The 13,620-nt window shown below is 63.4% G+C and carries 12 protein-coding genes; 7 read left to right on the top strand and 5 right to left on the bottom strand.

Features of this window, described 5'->3' with window-relative positions:
- Window positions 1-38: 38 nt before the first annotated feature.
- From ACHWUQ_RS01420 to ACHWUQ_RS01405, 4 genes are all read left to right on the top strand, one after another.
- A complete protein-coding gene (locus ACHWUQ_RS01420; RefSeq protein WP_312834152.1) occupies window positions 39-1,331 on the top strand; it encodes a tryptophan--tRNA ligase in 1,293 nt (430 codons plus the stop codon).
- 157 nt (window positions 1,332-1,488) lie between these two features.
- A complete protein-coding gene (locus ACHWUQ_RS01415) occupies window positions 1,489-2,196 on the top strand; it encodes a response regulator transcription factor (RefSeq protein WP_239811084.1) in 708 nt (235 codons plus the stop codon).
- Between the two features lie 120 nt (window positions 2,197-2,316).
- A complete protein-coding gene (locus ACHWUQ_RS01410; protein WP_394680128.1) occupies window positions 2,317-4,035 on the top strand; it encodes a FecR domain-containing protein in 1,719 nt (572 codons plus the stop codon).
- Window positions 4,036-4,095: 60 nt separating this feature from the next.
- Window positions 4,096-6,453 (top strand): CHASE2 domain-containing protein, encoded by a 2,358-nt coding sequence (locus tag ACHWUQ_RS01405; protein ID WP_394680127.1) that lies wholly within the window; start codon window positions 4,096-4,098, stop codon window positions 6,451-6,453.
- Window positions 6,454-6,477: 24 nt separating this feature from the next.
- Here ACHWUQ_RS01405 and ACHWUQ_RS01400 read toward each other — a convergent pair whose 3' ends face one another.
- The 5 genes from ACHWUQ_RS01400 to ACHWUQ_RS01380 form a co-directional block, all read right to left on the bottom strand.
- Window positions 6,478-7,620, bottom strand: a complete 1,143-nt coding sequence (locus ACHWUQ_RS01400) for an MFS transporter (protein WP_394680180.1) — start codon at window positions 7,618-7,620, stop codon at window positions 6,478-6,480.
- 289 nt (window positions 7,621-7,909) lie between these two features.
- The gene (hemW, locus tag ACHWUQ_RS01395; RefSeq protein ID WP_239811081.1) at window positions 7,910-9,151 is read right to left on the bottom strand and encodes a radical SAM family heme chaperone HemW; all 1,242 of its coding nucleotides are present in this window, start codon (window positions 9,149-9,151) and stop codon (window positions 7,910-7,912) included.
- Between the two features lies 1 nt (window position 9,152).
- Window positions 9,153-9,788, bottom strand: a complete 636-nt coding sequence (locus ACHWUQ_RS01390) for a non-canonical purine NTP pyrophosphatase (RefSeq protein WP_394680126.1) — start codon at window positions 9,786-9,788, stop codon at window positions 9,153-9,155.
- Between the two features lie 145 nt (window positions 9,789-9,933).
- Window positions 9,934-10,773 carry a PP2C family protein-serine/threonine phosphatase gene (locus tag ACHWUQ_RS01385; protein WP_394680125.1) on the bottom strand — a complete coding sequence of 280 codons (840 nt, stop codon included), beginning with the start codon at window positions 10,771-10,773 and terminating at the stop codon, window positions 9,934-9,936.
- Entirely contained in the window at window positions 10,770-11,762 is a 993-nt protein-coding gene (locus ACHWUQ_RS01380; RefSeq protein ID WP_239811078.1) for a serine/threonine-protein kinase, read from the bottom strand. The genes ACHWUQ_RS01385 and ACHWUQ_RS01380 overlap by 4 nt, the downstream gene beginning before the upstream one ends.
- Window positions 11,763-11,834: 72 nt before the next feature.
- On the opposite strand from ACHWUQ_RS01380, the gene ACHWUQ_RS01375 reads away from it, so the two are divergent.
- Genes ACHWUQ_RS01375 through rpoZ form a run of 3 tightly spaced genes read left to right on the top strand, consistent with a single transcriptional unit; the run spans window position 11,835 to window position 13,603 of the window.
- Window positions 11,835-12,746: a YicC/YloC family endoribonuclease gene (locus ACHWUQ_RS01375; RefSeq protein WP_394680124.1), complete on the top strand. Its 912-nt coding sequence runs from the start codon at window positions 11,835-11,837 to the stop codon at window positions 12,744-12,746.
- A 15-nt stretch (window positions 12,747-12,761) separates the two neighbouring features.
- A complete protein-coding gene (gene gmk, locus ACHWUQ_RS01370) occupies window positions 12,762-13,400 on the top strand; it encodes a guanylate kinase (protein ID WP_239811076.1) in 639 nt (212 codons plus the stop codon).
- The gene (rpoZ, locus tag ACHWUQ_RS01365) at window positions 13,400-13,603 is read left to right on the top strand and encodes a DNA-directed RNA polymerase subunit omega (protein WP_239811075.1); all 204 of its coding nucleotides are present in this window, start codon (window positions 13,400-13,402) and stop codon (window positions 13,601-13,603) included. Before gmk ends, rpoZ begins: the two co-directional genes overlap by 1 nt.
- The last annotated feature ends 17 nt before the right edge of the window (window positions 13,604-13,620 follow it).

Below are 13,620 nucleotides of genomic sequence, written 5' to 3'. Positions count from 1 at the left end.
CGCCCGCCCTGCGCAGCAACGCATATTGATGGATCGTTATGACTAAGACACGTTATCTCACGGGTATCACCCCCTCTGGAACGCCCCACCTGGGCAACTACGCCGGCATGATGCGCCCGGCCATCGCCGCCAGCCGTGCCGGCGATGTCGAGAACTTCTATTTCCTCGCCGACTACCACGCGCTGATCAAGTGCCAGGATCCCGAGCGCGTCAACCGCTCGACCTTGGAAATCGCAGCGAGCTGGCTGGCCGCTGGCCTGAACCCCGAGCACGTGACCTTCTACCGCCAGTCGGATATCCCGGAGATTCCCGAGCTGACCTGGTTTCTGACCTGCGTGACCGGCAAGGGCGTGCTCAACCGCGCCCATGCCTACAAGGCCGCGCAGGACAAGAATGCCGAATCCGGCAAGGAAGGCGATGACGGCGTCACCGCAGGGCTTTTCATGTACCCGGTGCTGATGGGCGCAGACATTCTGGTGTTCAACGCGAACAAGGTGCCAGTGGGCCGTGACCAGATCCAGCATATCGAGATGGCCCGTGACATGGCCTCGAGCTTCAACCACCTGTATGGCGAGCATTTCGTGCTGCCCGAGGCAGCAGTGGACGACCATGTGGCGACCCTGGCCGGCCTCGATGGCCGCAAGATGAGCAAGAGCTACGACAACACGATTCCGCTGTTCTCCACGCAGGCCCAGCTCAAGAAGTTGATCGGCAGCATCGTGACCGACTCGCGCGCCCCCGGCGAGCCCAAGGAAGTGGAAGGCTCGGCACTGTTTCAGATGTACCAGGCGTTTGCCGCCCCCGAGGAAACAGCGGCCTTGCGCCAGGCCTATGCAGACGGCATTGCCTGGGGAGATGCGAAGGCCTTGCTGTTCGAATGCATTGACCGTGAGCTCGCTCCGTTGCGTGAGCGCTACAACTACCTGATGGCGCACCCCCAGGAAGTGGAGGCCATTTTGCGCCAAGGTGCAGAAAAAGCACGAACATATTCAGGCCCTTTACTACATAAGTTACGTGCCGCTGTTGGCCTGCGGCCACTGACCGCGGCCAGCCATGCCGATACGCCGAAGGCGGCAACCCGGCAGGCGGGCGCTGCATTCAAGCAGTACCGCGACAAGGACGGCAAGTTCTACTTCAAGCTGGTGCGGGCCGATGGCGCCGTGCTGCTGCAAAGCCTGGGATTCGATGCGCCCAGGGACGCGGGTGCGATGATTGCACAATTGCAGGCGCAGCCACAGAGCCTCCCCGAGGCCATGGACAACCTGCAATTGGGTGACAGCTGCTCCCTGTCGGATGTGCAGTTGGCGCTCAAAGAGATAGCCGAGAGTTAAGAGACTGCCTATACTGCATTTGCAACTAATTGTTGAAGCTGTCACCGCCGTGGCAACTTACCCGTTTAACGCAGTGTGGAGCGAGTGATTCAATTTGCTTTTATTATTGAGCCATCGAATAAAAGCAAGCTATTGAGCTTTGTGGGAGTGAGCTGTTATGAGAATTGTGGCACTGGATGATGATCTGGTGGTGTTGGATATGCTCTCCAAGACCATGGAGGCGGAGGGCCACGCCTGTACGACCCATTCCTCTGGCGCCTCGCTGATCAAGGACATGCGCCGCGAAACCTACGACCTGCTGATCCTGGACTGGCAATTGCCGGACACCACGGGACCGCAGGTCGTGCGCTGGATACGGGAGAACGTCAACCAGGAGTTGCCGGTGCTCTTCATCACCAGCCGCCATGGTGAGGCGGACATCGTCGAGGGACTGGAGGCTGGAGCGGACGATTTCATGATCAAACCGCTGCGGGTGGCCGAGCTGGTCGCGCGCGTGCGTGCGCTGCTGCGCCGCGCCTACCCTGCGGCCACCAAGGGTACGCTGGAGTTTGGCCGCTACAAGTTCCTGTCCGATTCGCGGGCCTTGGAAGTGGACGGCAAGCTGGTGGAGTTGAAGAACCGCGAGTACGATCTGGCGCTGTTCCTGTTTCAGAACATGGGGCGCCTGCTGTCGCGTGACCATTTGCGCGAAATCATCTGGGGCCAGAATTCCGATGTCATCTCGCGCTCGCTCGATACCCATGTATCGCGGCTGCGCACCTTGCTGGATCTGCGTCCGGAGAACGGGTTCATCATCACCGCAGTGTATGGAGTGGGCTATCGGTTTGAGGCCGTCAAACCGCTGTCCGAGACGCAGCCCGACTGAATGTCTGCAGGGAAATGCAGCGCGTCATACGGCCAACACGCCACACGTGTTGGCCGTATTTACGCTGATGCATCCCGACCACCTGCCCGGCCTGGCCGCCGGGCTTGAAGGAGAGCCATCTTGTTTCGTTCCCGTCTGCCGTTGTCTACTGCCATCTGGCTGGCCATTGGCGTGGCCGCCCCTGGTCTCGCGCTGGCGGCGTCGGCAGACCAGTTGCCCGATATCCGCCATACGGTCGTCAGCGGCGACACGCTTGAAGGCGTGGCCCAGCGCTATCTGAAGGACCCGCAGCAGTGGCGCGCCGTCGGCACGCTCAATGGCGTCAAGGATCCATTGCGGCTGCGGGTGGGCTCGGTCATCGTCATTCCTGCCCACATGGTGGGCTACCAGGAAGTGACGATCACCCATGTCAAGGGTGTTGCACGCGTGCGCTCGCCGCAGTCCGGCAGCGACTGGCAGAGCGCAGCGTCGGGCACGATCCTGACCGAGGGCGATGAGCTGCAGGTGCCTGCGGGCAGCTATGTGAGCCTGCGCTTTGCCGATGGCAGCTCGGTGCGCATCAATGAGAACTCGCAGCTCAAGCTCAGCGAGCTGCGCAAGAACAGCCGCACCGACGAGCAGCAATCGGTGCTCGATCTGAGCCAGGGCGGTCTGGAATCCCATGTGACGCCCGTGGTGGACCAGCGCCGCAAGCGCAAGTTCGAGATCAAGACGCCGATGGCCACCACCAGCGTGCGCGGCACGGTGTTCTCGGTCAACGTGACCGATTCCGGCAAGGCCATCACCGCCGTCGACAAGGGCGTGGTGCAGGTGCAAGGTTACACGGCAAAGCGCCAGCCGGCGCAGCAGGCCCTGGTACCGGCGGGAACGGGTGTGGCAGTGCAGGCAAGCGGCCAGGTGGGCACGCCGGTGGCCCTGCTGGAGGCACCCAGCCTGGAGCGCAACCCCGCCGTTTTTGAAGACGCCAATTTTCTGACGCTGCAAGTGGGCGAGGTGCCGGGTGCTCGGCAGTATGCCGTGCTGCTGGCACTCGACGCGGATCTGTCCCGCGTGATCCTGCGCCAAAGCCATGCCAGCCCCAGCTTCCGATTCGAGGCCGTACCGGACGGCACCTACTACCTGAGTGCACGCGCCATCGACGCGCAGGACATACCAGGCAAGCCGGCGGTGCAGACCATCAAGGTCAAGGCGACTCCCATCCCGCCGCTCTATTCCAGCCCTGCCCCGGATGGCTTGATCGGCTTGTCCGATGGCGAGCTGCTCTGCACCGAGGGCGGCTCGGGCATTGCGGGCTACCGCATCCAGGTCTCTGCCAGCCGGGATTTCTCGCAACCCTTGCAGGACTCCGGCGTGGTGGACAACTGCCAGGCCAGCGTGACCGGCCTGGGCGAGGGCCACTATTTCTGGCGTGCGGCCAGCGTGCGCCGGCTGGCGGACGGCAGCCTGGACCAAGGCCCGTTTGCGCAGCCACAGGCTTTCAAGACCGGCAGCAACCCAGCGGCACTGGGCGCCGATGCGCTGAATGCGGCAGAGCCCAGCGCCCCGAACCTGCTGCAGCTGTCCTGGCCGGCCGAGCCCAACCAGCGTTTCAACCTGCAGCTGGCCAAAGACGAATCCTTTGCCAGCCCGCTGGCCAGCACGCAGCTCGACCAGCCGCAGTGGACATCGGACCCCCTGGTCGCGGGCAACTACTATGTGCGCATCCAGGTGCTGGACCCTTCGGGCCTCAAGAGCCGCTACTCCGATCCGCGCAAGCTCACTGTCGAGCCCTCGGTCGTCACCGGCGCGGGTACCGTCCTCAGAACCGGTGAAGGCAAAGCTGTTCTCAGCCCGCGCTAAGGGTACGCCGACCTGGACAGCGCCCCTGACGGTGCGCTGTCCGCGTTCACTGAACCGCCCATGGCCGCTCCCTCTTTTTCATTAAGCCGGACCCAGCTGCGCTGGCTGGAGTGGCTGACGCTGTCTGCGCTGCTGCTGGGCCTGGTGGCCTGGGCCAGCCTGCGCGAGCAGCCCCGTGTCATCAACACCTTTGTGCAGGACCTCACCGGCTGGCTCAGCGCGCCTGTGCCCCGCGATGACATCGTCATCGTTGCGATTGACGATGCGAGCCTGCAAAGCGTGGGCCGCTGGCCGTGGCGCCGCTCCGTGCATGCGCAGCTGATAGATCGCATCGCCGCCCAGCACCCCAAGGCCCTGGGCGTGGACGTGCTGTTCAGCGAACCCGACCTGCAGCACCCTGAGGACGATGTCCAGCTGGCACAGGCGATTGCGCAGGCAGGCCATGTCGTGCTGCCGGTGGACTGGCGCATGGCCAATGTGGACATCGGCGCCGAACTGCCGCTCGCTCGCCTGCGCGAGGCGGCGCGCCAGCTCGGGCATGTGAACGTCACCGTCGATGACGACGGAGTGATACGCCGCTACTCCGGCGCGCAAGGCGAAGACACCGGGCCCTGGCCCCATTTCAGCATTGCCATGCTGTGTGCCAGCGGCCAGAGCCATGCGCTGTGCCAGGGCACGCGCCCCCCCGAGCCCGGAGAGCAGTGGGTGCAGCGCTCGCCCGAGATCTTCAACTTTGCCCGAGGAGACCGGCCCTACACCATGTACTCGGCCGAAGATGTGCTCACGGGACGCATACCTGCCGACAGCTTTCGCGGCAAGTATGTGCTGCTGGGCGCCACCGCCTCGGGCCTGGGCGATTACTTTGCCAGCCCCGCGCGGCCCGCATCGCGGCATATCGCGGGCGTGGAGCTGATCGCCCATGCGCTCGACTCCCAGCTGTCCAACCAGCATGTGCATGCCGTATCGCTGAGGAGCAATATGGCCGTCAACCTGGCCGCGATTGTGCTGGCGCTGCTGGCCATTGCACTGCTGGGGCCGATGGCCGGCCTGCTGGCGCAGATGACCGTGGCTGCGGGCCTGCTGGCGCTGTGCCTGGCACTGCGCAGCTGGGCCGGCTTGCAGCTGGCGCCCGGGGCGGCACTGGTGGGCCTGCTGGTCATCTACCCGATCTGGAGCTGGCGGCGCCTCAGCGCGGCCGCGCGTTTCCTGCAGCAGGAGATGCACAACCTGCGCGCTGCGCTGGACACCACCAGCGCCCCGCAGCGCAATGGCCTGCTGATGGACGACTTTCTGGAGCGGCGCATCAAGGCGGTGGAGACCGCCACCGACACCCTGCGCCAGATGCACGGCTTTGTGCGCGATACGCTGCGCCAGATCCCCTCGCCCACCTTTGTGGTCGATCCGTTGGGCATGGTCAGCCTGCACAATGCCGCCGCCGTGCGCTACCTGCAGAACCTGGGCGTGCCCAGCCAGGGGTTGATCGCGATCCAGTCGGCGCTGCAGGGCATGCGCACCAAGGACTCGGGCCAGGTGCTGTCGTTTGCCAGCGCCGAGCAGCTGCGCGCCCTGCCGCCCGAGTGCGAGGTGCTCGACCGCGAGGACCACCCCTGGCTGCTGCTGGCCGAGGCCTTTCGTGCGCCGGCGCCTGCGGGCTGGCTGTTGATGCTGGTGGACCTGACCGAGCTGCACAAGGCGCAGCAGCAGCGCGACCAGGCGCTGCGTTTCATCTCGCATGATTTCCGCTCACCCCAGTCCTCGATCATCACCTTGCTGGAGATGTACAAGGAATTCCCCGGCCAGATGAGCGAGGCCGAGCTGCACCGCAAGATCAACCGCCTGGCGCACCAGTCGCTGGAGATGGCAGAGAGCTTTGTCCAGCTCGCCTCGGCCCAGTCGCAGGCCATGCAGCCGCAGCTGCTCAACCTCGATGTATTGCTGCAAGAAGCCGTTGACGACTGCTGGGCCAAGGCCTCGGAGAAGAAAATCCAGGCACGCTACCTGCCCGGAGCGCTGGAGGCCGCCGAGACCGACATCGTCTGCGTCGGAGACCGGTCCTTGCTGCAGCGCTGCTTTGTCAACCTGCTGGGCAACGCGATCAAGTACAGCCCCAGCGGCACGGTGGTGGAGGCCAGCATTGCCGATGATGGCGAGTACTGGCAGGTGGAAGTGCGCGACCAGGGCTTTGGCATGACGCAGGAGCAGCTGGACAAGCTCTTTCAGCCGTTCCAGCGCTTCCACCAGAACAGCCAGCCGCAAATCTCGGGCATCGGCCTGGGCCTGAGCTTTGTGCAGACGGTGGTGCTGCGCCACCAGGGTTTTGTCAGCGTCACCAGCGGGGTCAACGAGGGCTCGTGCTTCAGCCTGCACATTCCGAAGGCGCCGGCCACCTACCCAGGCGTGCAGCAGCCGCAGTCCTAGCCGCTTGGGGCCTGGGGCCTGGGCTCAGTGCAGTTCTTTGCCCCGGAGTTCCGGGATCAGCCACACCGTCGCCAGCGCATCGAGCACATAGATGGCAGCCAGCAGGCCAATGGCCATCTGGAACGAATACTGGGCCGCAATGGCGCCGATCACCACCGGACCTGCGCCACCGACGGCGCGGCCAATGTTGAACAGCACATTCTGGGCGGTGGCCCGGGCCTCGGTCGGGTAGGCCTCGCTCATCAAGGCGCCAAAGCCGCCCATCATGCCGTTGACGAACATGCCCATCACGGCACCGGCCCAGAGCATGGTGATGGGGTCGTTGAGCTGCGAGTAGAACAGCACCATCAGCGCCGCCCCCGCCTGGAACAGCAGAAAGCTCGGCTTGCGGCCAATGCGGTCGGCCAGTTGGCCAAAGATCCAGATGCCGGCCATCATGCCCAGGATGGTGACGGCGGTCCACAGCGCGGACTTGGTCAGGTTGAAGCCCAGCTTGTTGGCCAGGAAGGCGGGCATCCAGATCATGATGCCGTAGTAGCCAAAGTTCTGCACCGAGGTGAGCACGGCAATGCCGGCACTGATGCGGGTGGTGGCGCGGTCCTTGACCAGCAGCTTGAAGCACTGCAGCACGGACTGCTTTTTCTCCTGGCTGCGCACAAACACCTCGGGCTCATGCAGACGGTTGCGGATGAACCAGGCCACAAAGGCCGGAATCACGCCCACCAGGAACATGCCGCGCCAGCCGATATGGGGCAGCAGCAATGGCGTCAGCAAGGCGGCGCCCAATACCCCCACCTGCCAGCCCAGCGCCACATAGGATGAGACACGCGCCCGGTAGCGCGCCGGCCAGGCCTCCGCTGCCAGCGCCATGCCAATGCCGAACTCGCCGCCCAGGCCGATACCGGCGATGGTGCGGTAGACCAGCAGGTCCCAGTAACCCTGCGCAAACGCACACAGCCCGGTAAACACGGCAAACAGCACGATGGTCCAGGTCAGCACGCGGATGCGGCCATAGCGGTCGCTGAGCATGCCAAACACGATGCCGCCCACGACAGCGCCGATCAAGGTCCAGGTGACCAGCGATCCGGCCTGCGCCGTCGTCAGCCCCAGATCCTCACGGATGGCGCTGAGCATGAAGCCCAGGATCAGCAGGTCAAAACCGTCCATGGCGTAGCCCACGGCCGAACCAGCCAAGGCCTTCCAGCCATAGCGGTTGACGGTATCGGAAGAGGAGGAGGCAGTGCCTGTAGCGGCAGACCCGGCAGCGGATGAAGACATGAAATGCGCTTTGTAGTAGGTTTTATGACCGCTGCGCACACAAAAATGCCGCACGGATGGCGGCATGGTTGCTCAGCAGCGGGCGCTATTGTGCGCGATATCTATACGCTCTGCGTAGGGCCTGCGCAGTCCACATATTGACTAGTCGGTAAAAAATGGGGCGTTGGGCGCCCCACCTTCAGGCCAGGAACAGCTCCTGCAGATCGCTCAGAAAGTCGAATCCACGCTCTGTGGGGGTGACTTTCTGGAAATCCAGCTTGATCAGCCCCTTGGCCTCGGCCTCGTGCAAGGCCTTGGCGATGGCGCTGAGCGGCAGGCCCGTGCGGTCCAGGTAGTCCTGCAGCGCAAAGCCCTCGCGCAGGCGCAGCGCATTGAGCATGAACTCGAACGGCAGATCGGCGCGCTTGACCTCGTCGTCCTGCGCCAGCGCATTCCCCTGCAGCGCCTGGGCCATGTAGCGGGCCGGATCACGCAGCCGCACCTGGCGCACCACGCGGTGGGCAAAGCTCAGCTTGCTGTGGGCGCCCGCTCCAATGCCCAGGTAATCCCCAAACAGCCAGTAGTTGCTGTTGTGCACGCAGGCATGGCCCGGCTTGGCATAGGCCGACACCTCGTAGCGCTGCATGCCGGCCTGCGCGGTGCGCGCCGTGATCTGGTCCAGCATCGCATAGGCCACATCGTCCTCCGGAACGGCCGGCGGGTACTTGGCAAAAAAGGTGTTGGGCTCGATGGTCAGGTGGTAGATCGAGATGTGCGGCGGCGCAAAGCCCAGCGCCGTATCCAGGTCCCGCGCCAGGTCCTGGGCAGTCTGGCCCGGCAGCGCATACATGATGTCCAGGTTGAAGGTCTCGAAGCTGCTGGCGGCCTCTTCAACCGCTGCCATTGCCTGCGCACCGTTGTGCACGCGGCCGATGGCTTCCAGAAAGCGGTCGTCAAAGCTCTGCACGCCAATCGACAGACGGGTGATGCCCGCACCGCGAAACGCCCGAAAGCGGTCCTTCTCGAAGGTGCCGGGGTTGGCCTCCATCGTGATCTCGCAACCGGCCTCCACACGCAGACGCGCACGGATGGCCGAGATCAGCCGGTCAATCGATTCCGGCGAAAACAGGCTGGGGGTGCCGCCCCCCAGAAAAATGCTGTGGATGCTGCGCCCCCAGATGAGCGGCAAGGCCTGCTCCAGGTCGGCAATCAGCGCATCGATGTAGCGCTCTTCGGGCACCGCATGGCGGCCGTCGCGCGCCTCATGCGAATTGAAATCGCAGTACGGGCATTTCTTGATGCACCAGGGCAGATGCACATACAGCGACAGCGGCGGCAGGCTGGGCAGCTGCAAGGTGCCCGGGCGCATGTAGTGCTGGATATCGCGCTGCACCACCTGCTCTGGCGCTTGCGCCGATTGCAGCGGAATATGCACCGCCATCTCAGTCCTTGGGCGCCGCCGCCACCAGCGGCGAGCCGGCCAACCAGCTGTCGCGCAGCAATGCCATCATCTGGCGCGACGAGCGGCCACGGTGGCTGTGCGCATGCTTGACCTCGGTGGCCATTTGCCCAAAGGTCATGCCCAGCTCGGGGATCAGCAGCACCGGGTCGAAGCCGAAGCCGCCCTCGCCCAGCGGCGCGGTGGTGATTTCGGCAGCCACCCGGCCCACCGCGACCAGCGGCTCCGGATCCTTGGGGTGGCGCACCGCCACCAAGGTGCTGACCATGGCCGCACGGCGGTCGGTCACGCCCTGCATCTGTTCCAGCAGCGCGCGCACATTGTTGGCATCGCTTTTCTGGTAACCGAACTGGGTGCAGTAGTAGGCGGTATCCACCCCCGGCAGACCGCCGAAGGCCGCCACGCACAGACCGGCATCATCGGCAATGGCGGGCAGGCCGGTGTGCTCGGACGCAAAGCGGGCCTTGGTCAACGCATTTTCCAGAAAGGTGCCATAAGGCTCGGGCGCTTCGCCCTGCATCAAATCGCCCTGGGGGACCAGGGTGACGCCCAGCGGCTCGAACATGGCCTGCAGTTCGGCGAGTTTGCCCGGGTTGTTGGAAGCGAGAACGATTTTCATGGATCGACACCAGCGGCCGCGGCAGGCTCACCTGCGCAGCCCGCTGCTTTTTGGAGAAAAGTAAAAACAGGCATGGCGGCCTTGCGCCGCCATGCAGGACAGGCTGAATTATCGGCGGAGCGACAAAACGCAGTGCATGCCGGGCTTATGCGGCGGGCGCATCCGGCCGAGGCTCGGCCTTGCCACCGGCATCGGGCTCGACCGGTGGCGGCAAGGTGTCACTCACCGGCTCGTCCGACTCGAAGCGCTCGGCACCGGGCATTTCCCACTCCATCGCTACCGCCGTGACGTTGTCGCTGGTGGCGCCGGCCTTGCGCAGGGCCGCATCGATCAGGTCGGGGATGGCGCGGGAGACCGACTTGTTGGCCAGCTCGCGCGCAATCACCGTCTCGGAGACGCTGCTCCACAGCCCGTCAGAGCACAGCATGATGCGGTCGCTGCGGTGCATCTCGGTGGGACCGGCCACATCAAAGAACGGGCGCGAAGGGCTGCCCAGGCAGGTGAACAGCACATTGCGGTTGAAGCGGTCGGGGTTGATGCTGGTCACCCCGGAACCACGCAACTCCATGTAGGAATGGTCACGGGTGCGCGCCAGTACCTTGCCGCTGCGCACCAGGTACAGGCGCGAGTCGCCACAATGCACCCACCAGATATTGCCATCCTGCACCACCGAGGCCACCAACGTGGTGCGGGGCGGGTCTTCCATCTGGTTGGCGATCGCGTATTTCAGGATATTGTGGTGCGCCGACAGCAGCGCATTCTCGAGGAATTCGGCCGGGTCCTCCAGCTTGGGGCGCGCCAGTCGCTGAAAATCGAGCGACACGGTCTGCAACGCCAGTTGCGCGGCCACTTCCCCTTCCGGATGCCCTCCCATGCCATCGGCCACGACAAACAGACAGGCTTCCTTGGTATAGCTATACCCCATCCTGTCTTCGTTTTTTTCCCGCCCGCCCTTGCGGCTGAGCTGGAAGACCGAGAACTTCATTTGGTTTGGCCTCCGCCCACGCGCTTTTTGGTATCGCTGACCAGCGAATCAATCGACATACGAACCTTCTCGGAGACAGTCAGTTTGGTATAGCGGCGCTCATCTTCGCGCGCCAGCTCTTTTTGCAACAGGAACACCGACTGAGGCCGGGCCTGGGGATCCAGTGCCATGCACCACTCCACCAGTTCGATCAGGTTGTCCGAGTAAACGCCGCGCACCTTGGACATGGCCAGGCTCAGGCGGTCCTTTTCCTGGCGCTTGGGTGCGTCGTTGGGCGGAATGCCCTGCATGCAGGCATAGATGCAGGCGCCAATCGCATAGATATCGGTCCAGGGGCCCAGCGCCATGTCACGGCGGTACATCTCGGGGGCGGCAAAGCCGGGCGTGTACATCGGACGGACAAAGTTGCCTTCCTTGCTCAGCACTTCGCGGGCCGCGCCAAAATCGATCATCACCGCCTTGTTGTCGTCGGTGATGAAGATGTTGGCCGGTTTGATATCGAGGTGCAGCATCTTGTGCTGGTGCACGATGCGCAGACCGCGCAGCACCTCGTCGAACAGCGAGCGGATCGTGGACTCGCGGAAGACCTTGGCTTCCTTCAGATCGCGGGCGGTCACGACGAAATCCTGCAAGGTGGCCCCTTGCAGGTAGTTCATCACCATGTAGACGGTGTCGTTCTCGCGGAAGAAGTTGTAGACACTGACGACCGAGGAGTGCGAGATCTGGGCGAGCGCGCGGCCCTCTTCAAAGAAACTCTTGAGGCCCAATCGGTACAGAGACAGCTTGTCGGGCTCGATGCTCGGGGACAGCGAACCCGGCGCACGGGTGGCCAGGCTGGACGGCAAATACTCCTTGATGGCGACCTGCTGGCCATCGGGCGCCAGCGCCAGATAGACCACCCCGAACCCCCCTGCCGATATGCGCCGCACGATACGGTAGCCACCGATGACGGTATTGGCTGGCAGCGGCGCTGGCTTTACTTTTGACATAGTTTGATGAACAACGCAGGTATATGAGAAGCCTGATAATGAGCGCGATTGCAAGCAACCTCATACAGTCCTATGCCAGTTTACAGCATGACAGGCTATGCCTCTGTCCAGCAAAGCATCCCACCTGACGGTGACAACAATGCTCCCTCCCTCTGGCGCGTCGGACTGGAAATTCGCTCGGTTAACAGCCGTTTTCTCGATTTATCTTTTAAGCTTCCGGAAGACCTCAGAAGCTGCGAACCTCAGTTACGCTCTCTGGTAGATAATAGTCTGAAGCGTGGCAAGGTGGAAGTGCGGGTACTGATCAACAGTGAACACGCGTCCAGCGTGCCGGTCGCATCGCCCCGCCTGCTGCAGCAGCTGGGCAGCTTCCAGGACACCGTCAAGGCCTGGATGCCGGCAGCCCAGCCCTTCTCTGTCGCAGAAGTGCTACGCCTGAGCGGCAGCGGCAGCATCGAGTTGCCCGAGAACTGGGCTGAGAACGTGGCCGCGCTGTGCCAGCAAGGCCTCAAGACCCTGCTCGACGCCCGCCAGCGCGAAGGCAAGCGGCTCGCCGACATGCTCCAAGACCGCATCAAGCAGCTGCGCCAGCTGGCCGACCAGGCCGAGCCGCTGATTCCCGAACTGGTCAAGCAGCAAAAGCAGCGCTTTTTGGAGCGCTGGCAAGAAGCGATGGCGCTGAGCGCCGGCAGCGTCTCACCAGAAGCAGCCCAGGATCGTGCGCTGACCGAGGCCACGTCTTTTGCGATCCGCATCGATGTGGCAGAAGAAGTGACACGCCTGCGCTCGCACCTGGAAGAGATCAGCCGTCTGCTGACCAAGGGTGGTGATATCGGCAAGCGCCTCGACTTCCTGATCCAGGAGCTGCACCGCGAGGCCAACACCTTGGGCTCCAAATCTGCAGCGCTGGACCTGACCCGCATCAGCGTCGACATGAAGGTGCTGATCGAGCAGATGCGCGAACAAGTGCAAAACATCGAATAAGAAGCCAGAACTCCCATGGAATACCCCGGAAACCTCTTTGTCGTCTCTGCCCCCAGCGGTGCAGGCAAGTCGTCCCTCGTCAAGGCCCTGCTGGAGCTCGACTCCCAGGTCTTTCGCTCCATCTCCCACACCACGCGCTCGCCGCGCGGCCAGGAAAAGCACGGCCGCGAGTACTACTTCGCCTCACGCGACGATTTCGAGCGGATGATTGCCTCCAACGCATTTGTCGAGTGGGCCAATGTGCATGGCAACCTGTACGGCACCTCCAAGAAAGCGATCGAAGAGCGCCTGGCCAAGGGCACCGATATCGTGCTGGAGATCGACTACCAGGGCGCTTTGCAGATCAAGCAAAGCTTTCCCCATGCCGTGTTAATCTTCATCCTGCCGCCCAGCTGGGAAGAGCTGCGCTCGCGGCTTGAGAACCGCGGCGAGGATGCCTCCGACGTCATCGAAAAGCGCCTCACGAACGCCAAAGAGGAGATGGCCCAGGTCCACAAATTCGACTTCGTTATAATTAATGAATTGTTCGAACGCGCGCTGTTCGATTTGAAGGCCGTTGTACATTCACAACGCTTGCGCTATTCGGCCCAAAAGCGCGTTCGCAGCGAAATTTTCTCGTCACTCGACATCCCTGTTACCCTGGAGAACTCCTGATGGCCCGCATCACCGTAGAAGACTGCCTCGATAAAGTCCCCAACCGCTTCCAACTGGTTCTGGCCGCTACCTACCGTGCGCGCATGCTGAGCCAGGGCCACACCCCCAAGATTGAAAGCCGCAACAAGCCAGCCGTCACCGCGCTGCGCGAAATTGCCGCCGGCAAGGTGGGCCTGGAAATGCTGAAGAAGGTTCCGGGCTAAGTCCCTGCACCTTGCGC

This window comes from uncultured Comamonas sp. (assembly GCF_964277875.1).
Taxonomy (GTDB): domain Bacteria; phylum Pseudomonadota; class Gammaproteobacteria; order Burkholderiales; family Burkholderiaceae_C; genus Comamonas; species Comamonas sediminis.
The sequence above is the reverse complement of the archived record's forward strand: the minus strand, read 5'-3'. Positions and strand labels throughout refer to the sequence as shown.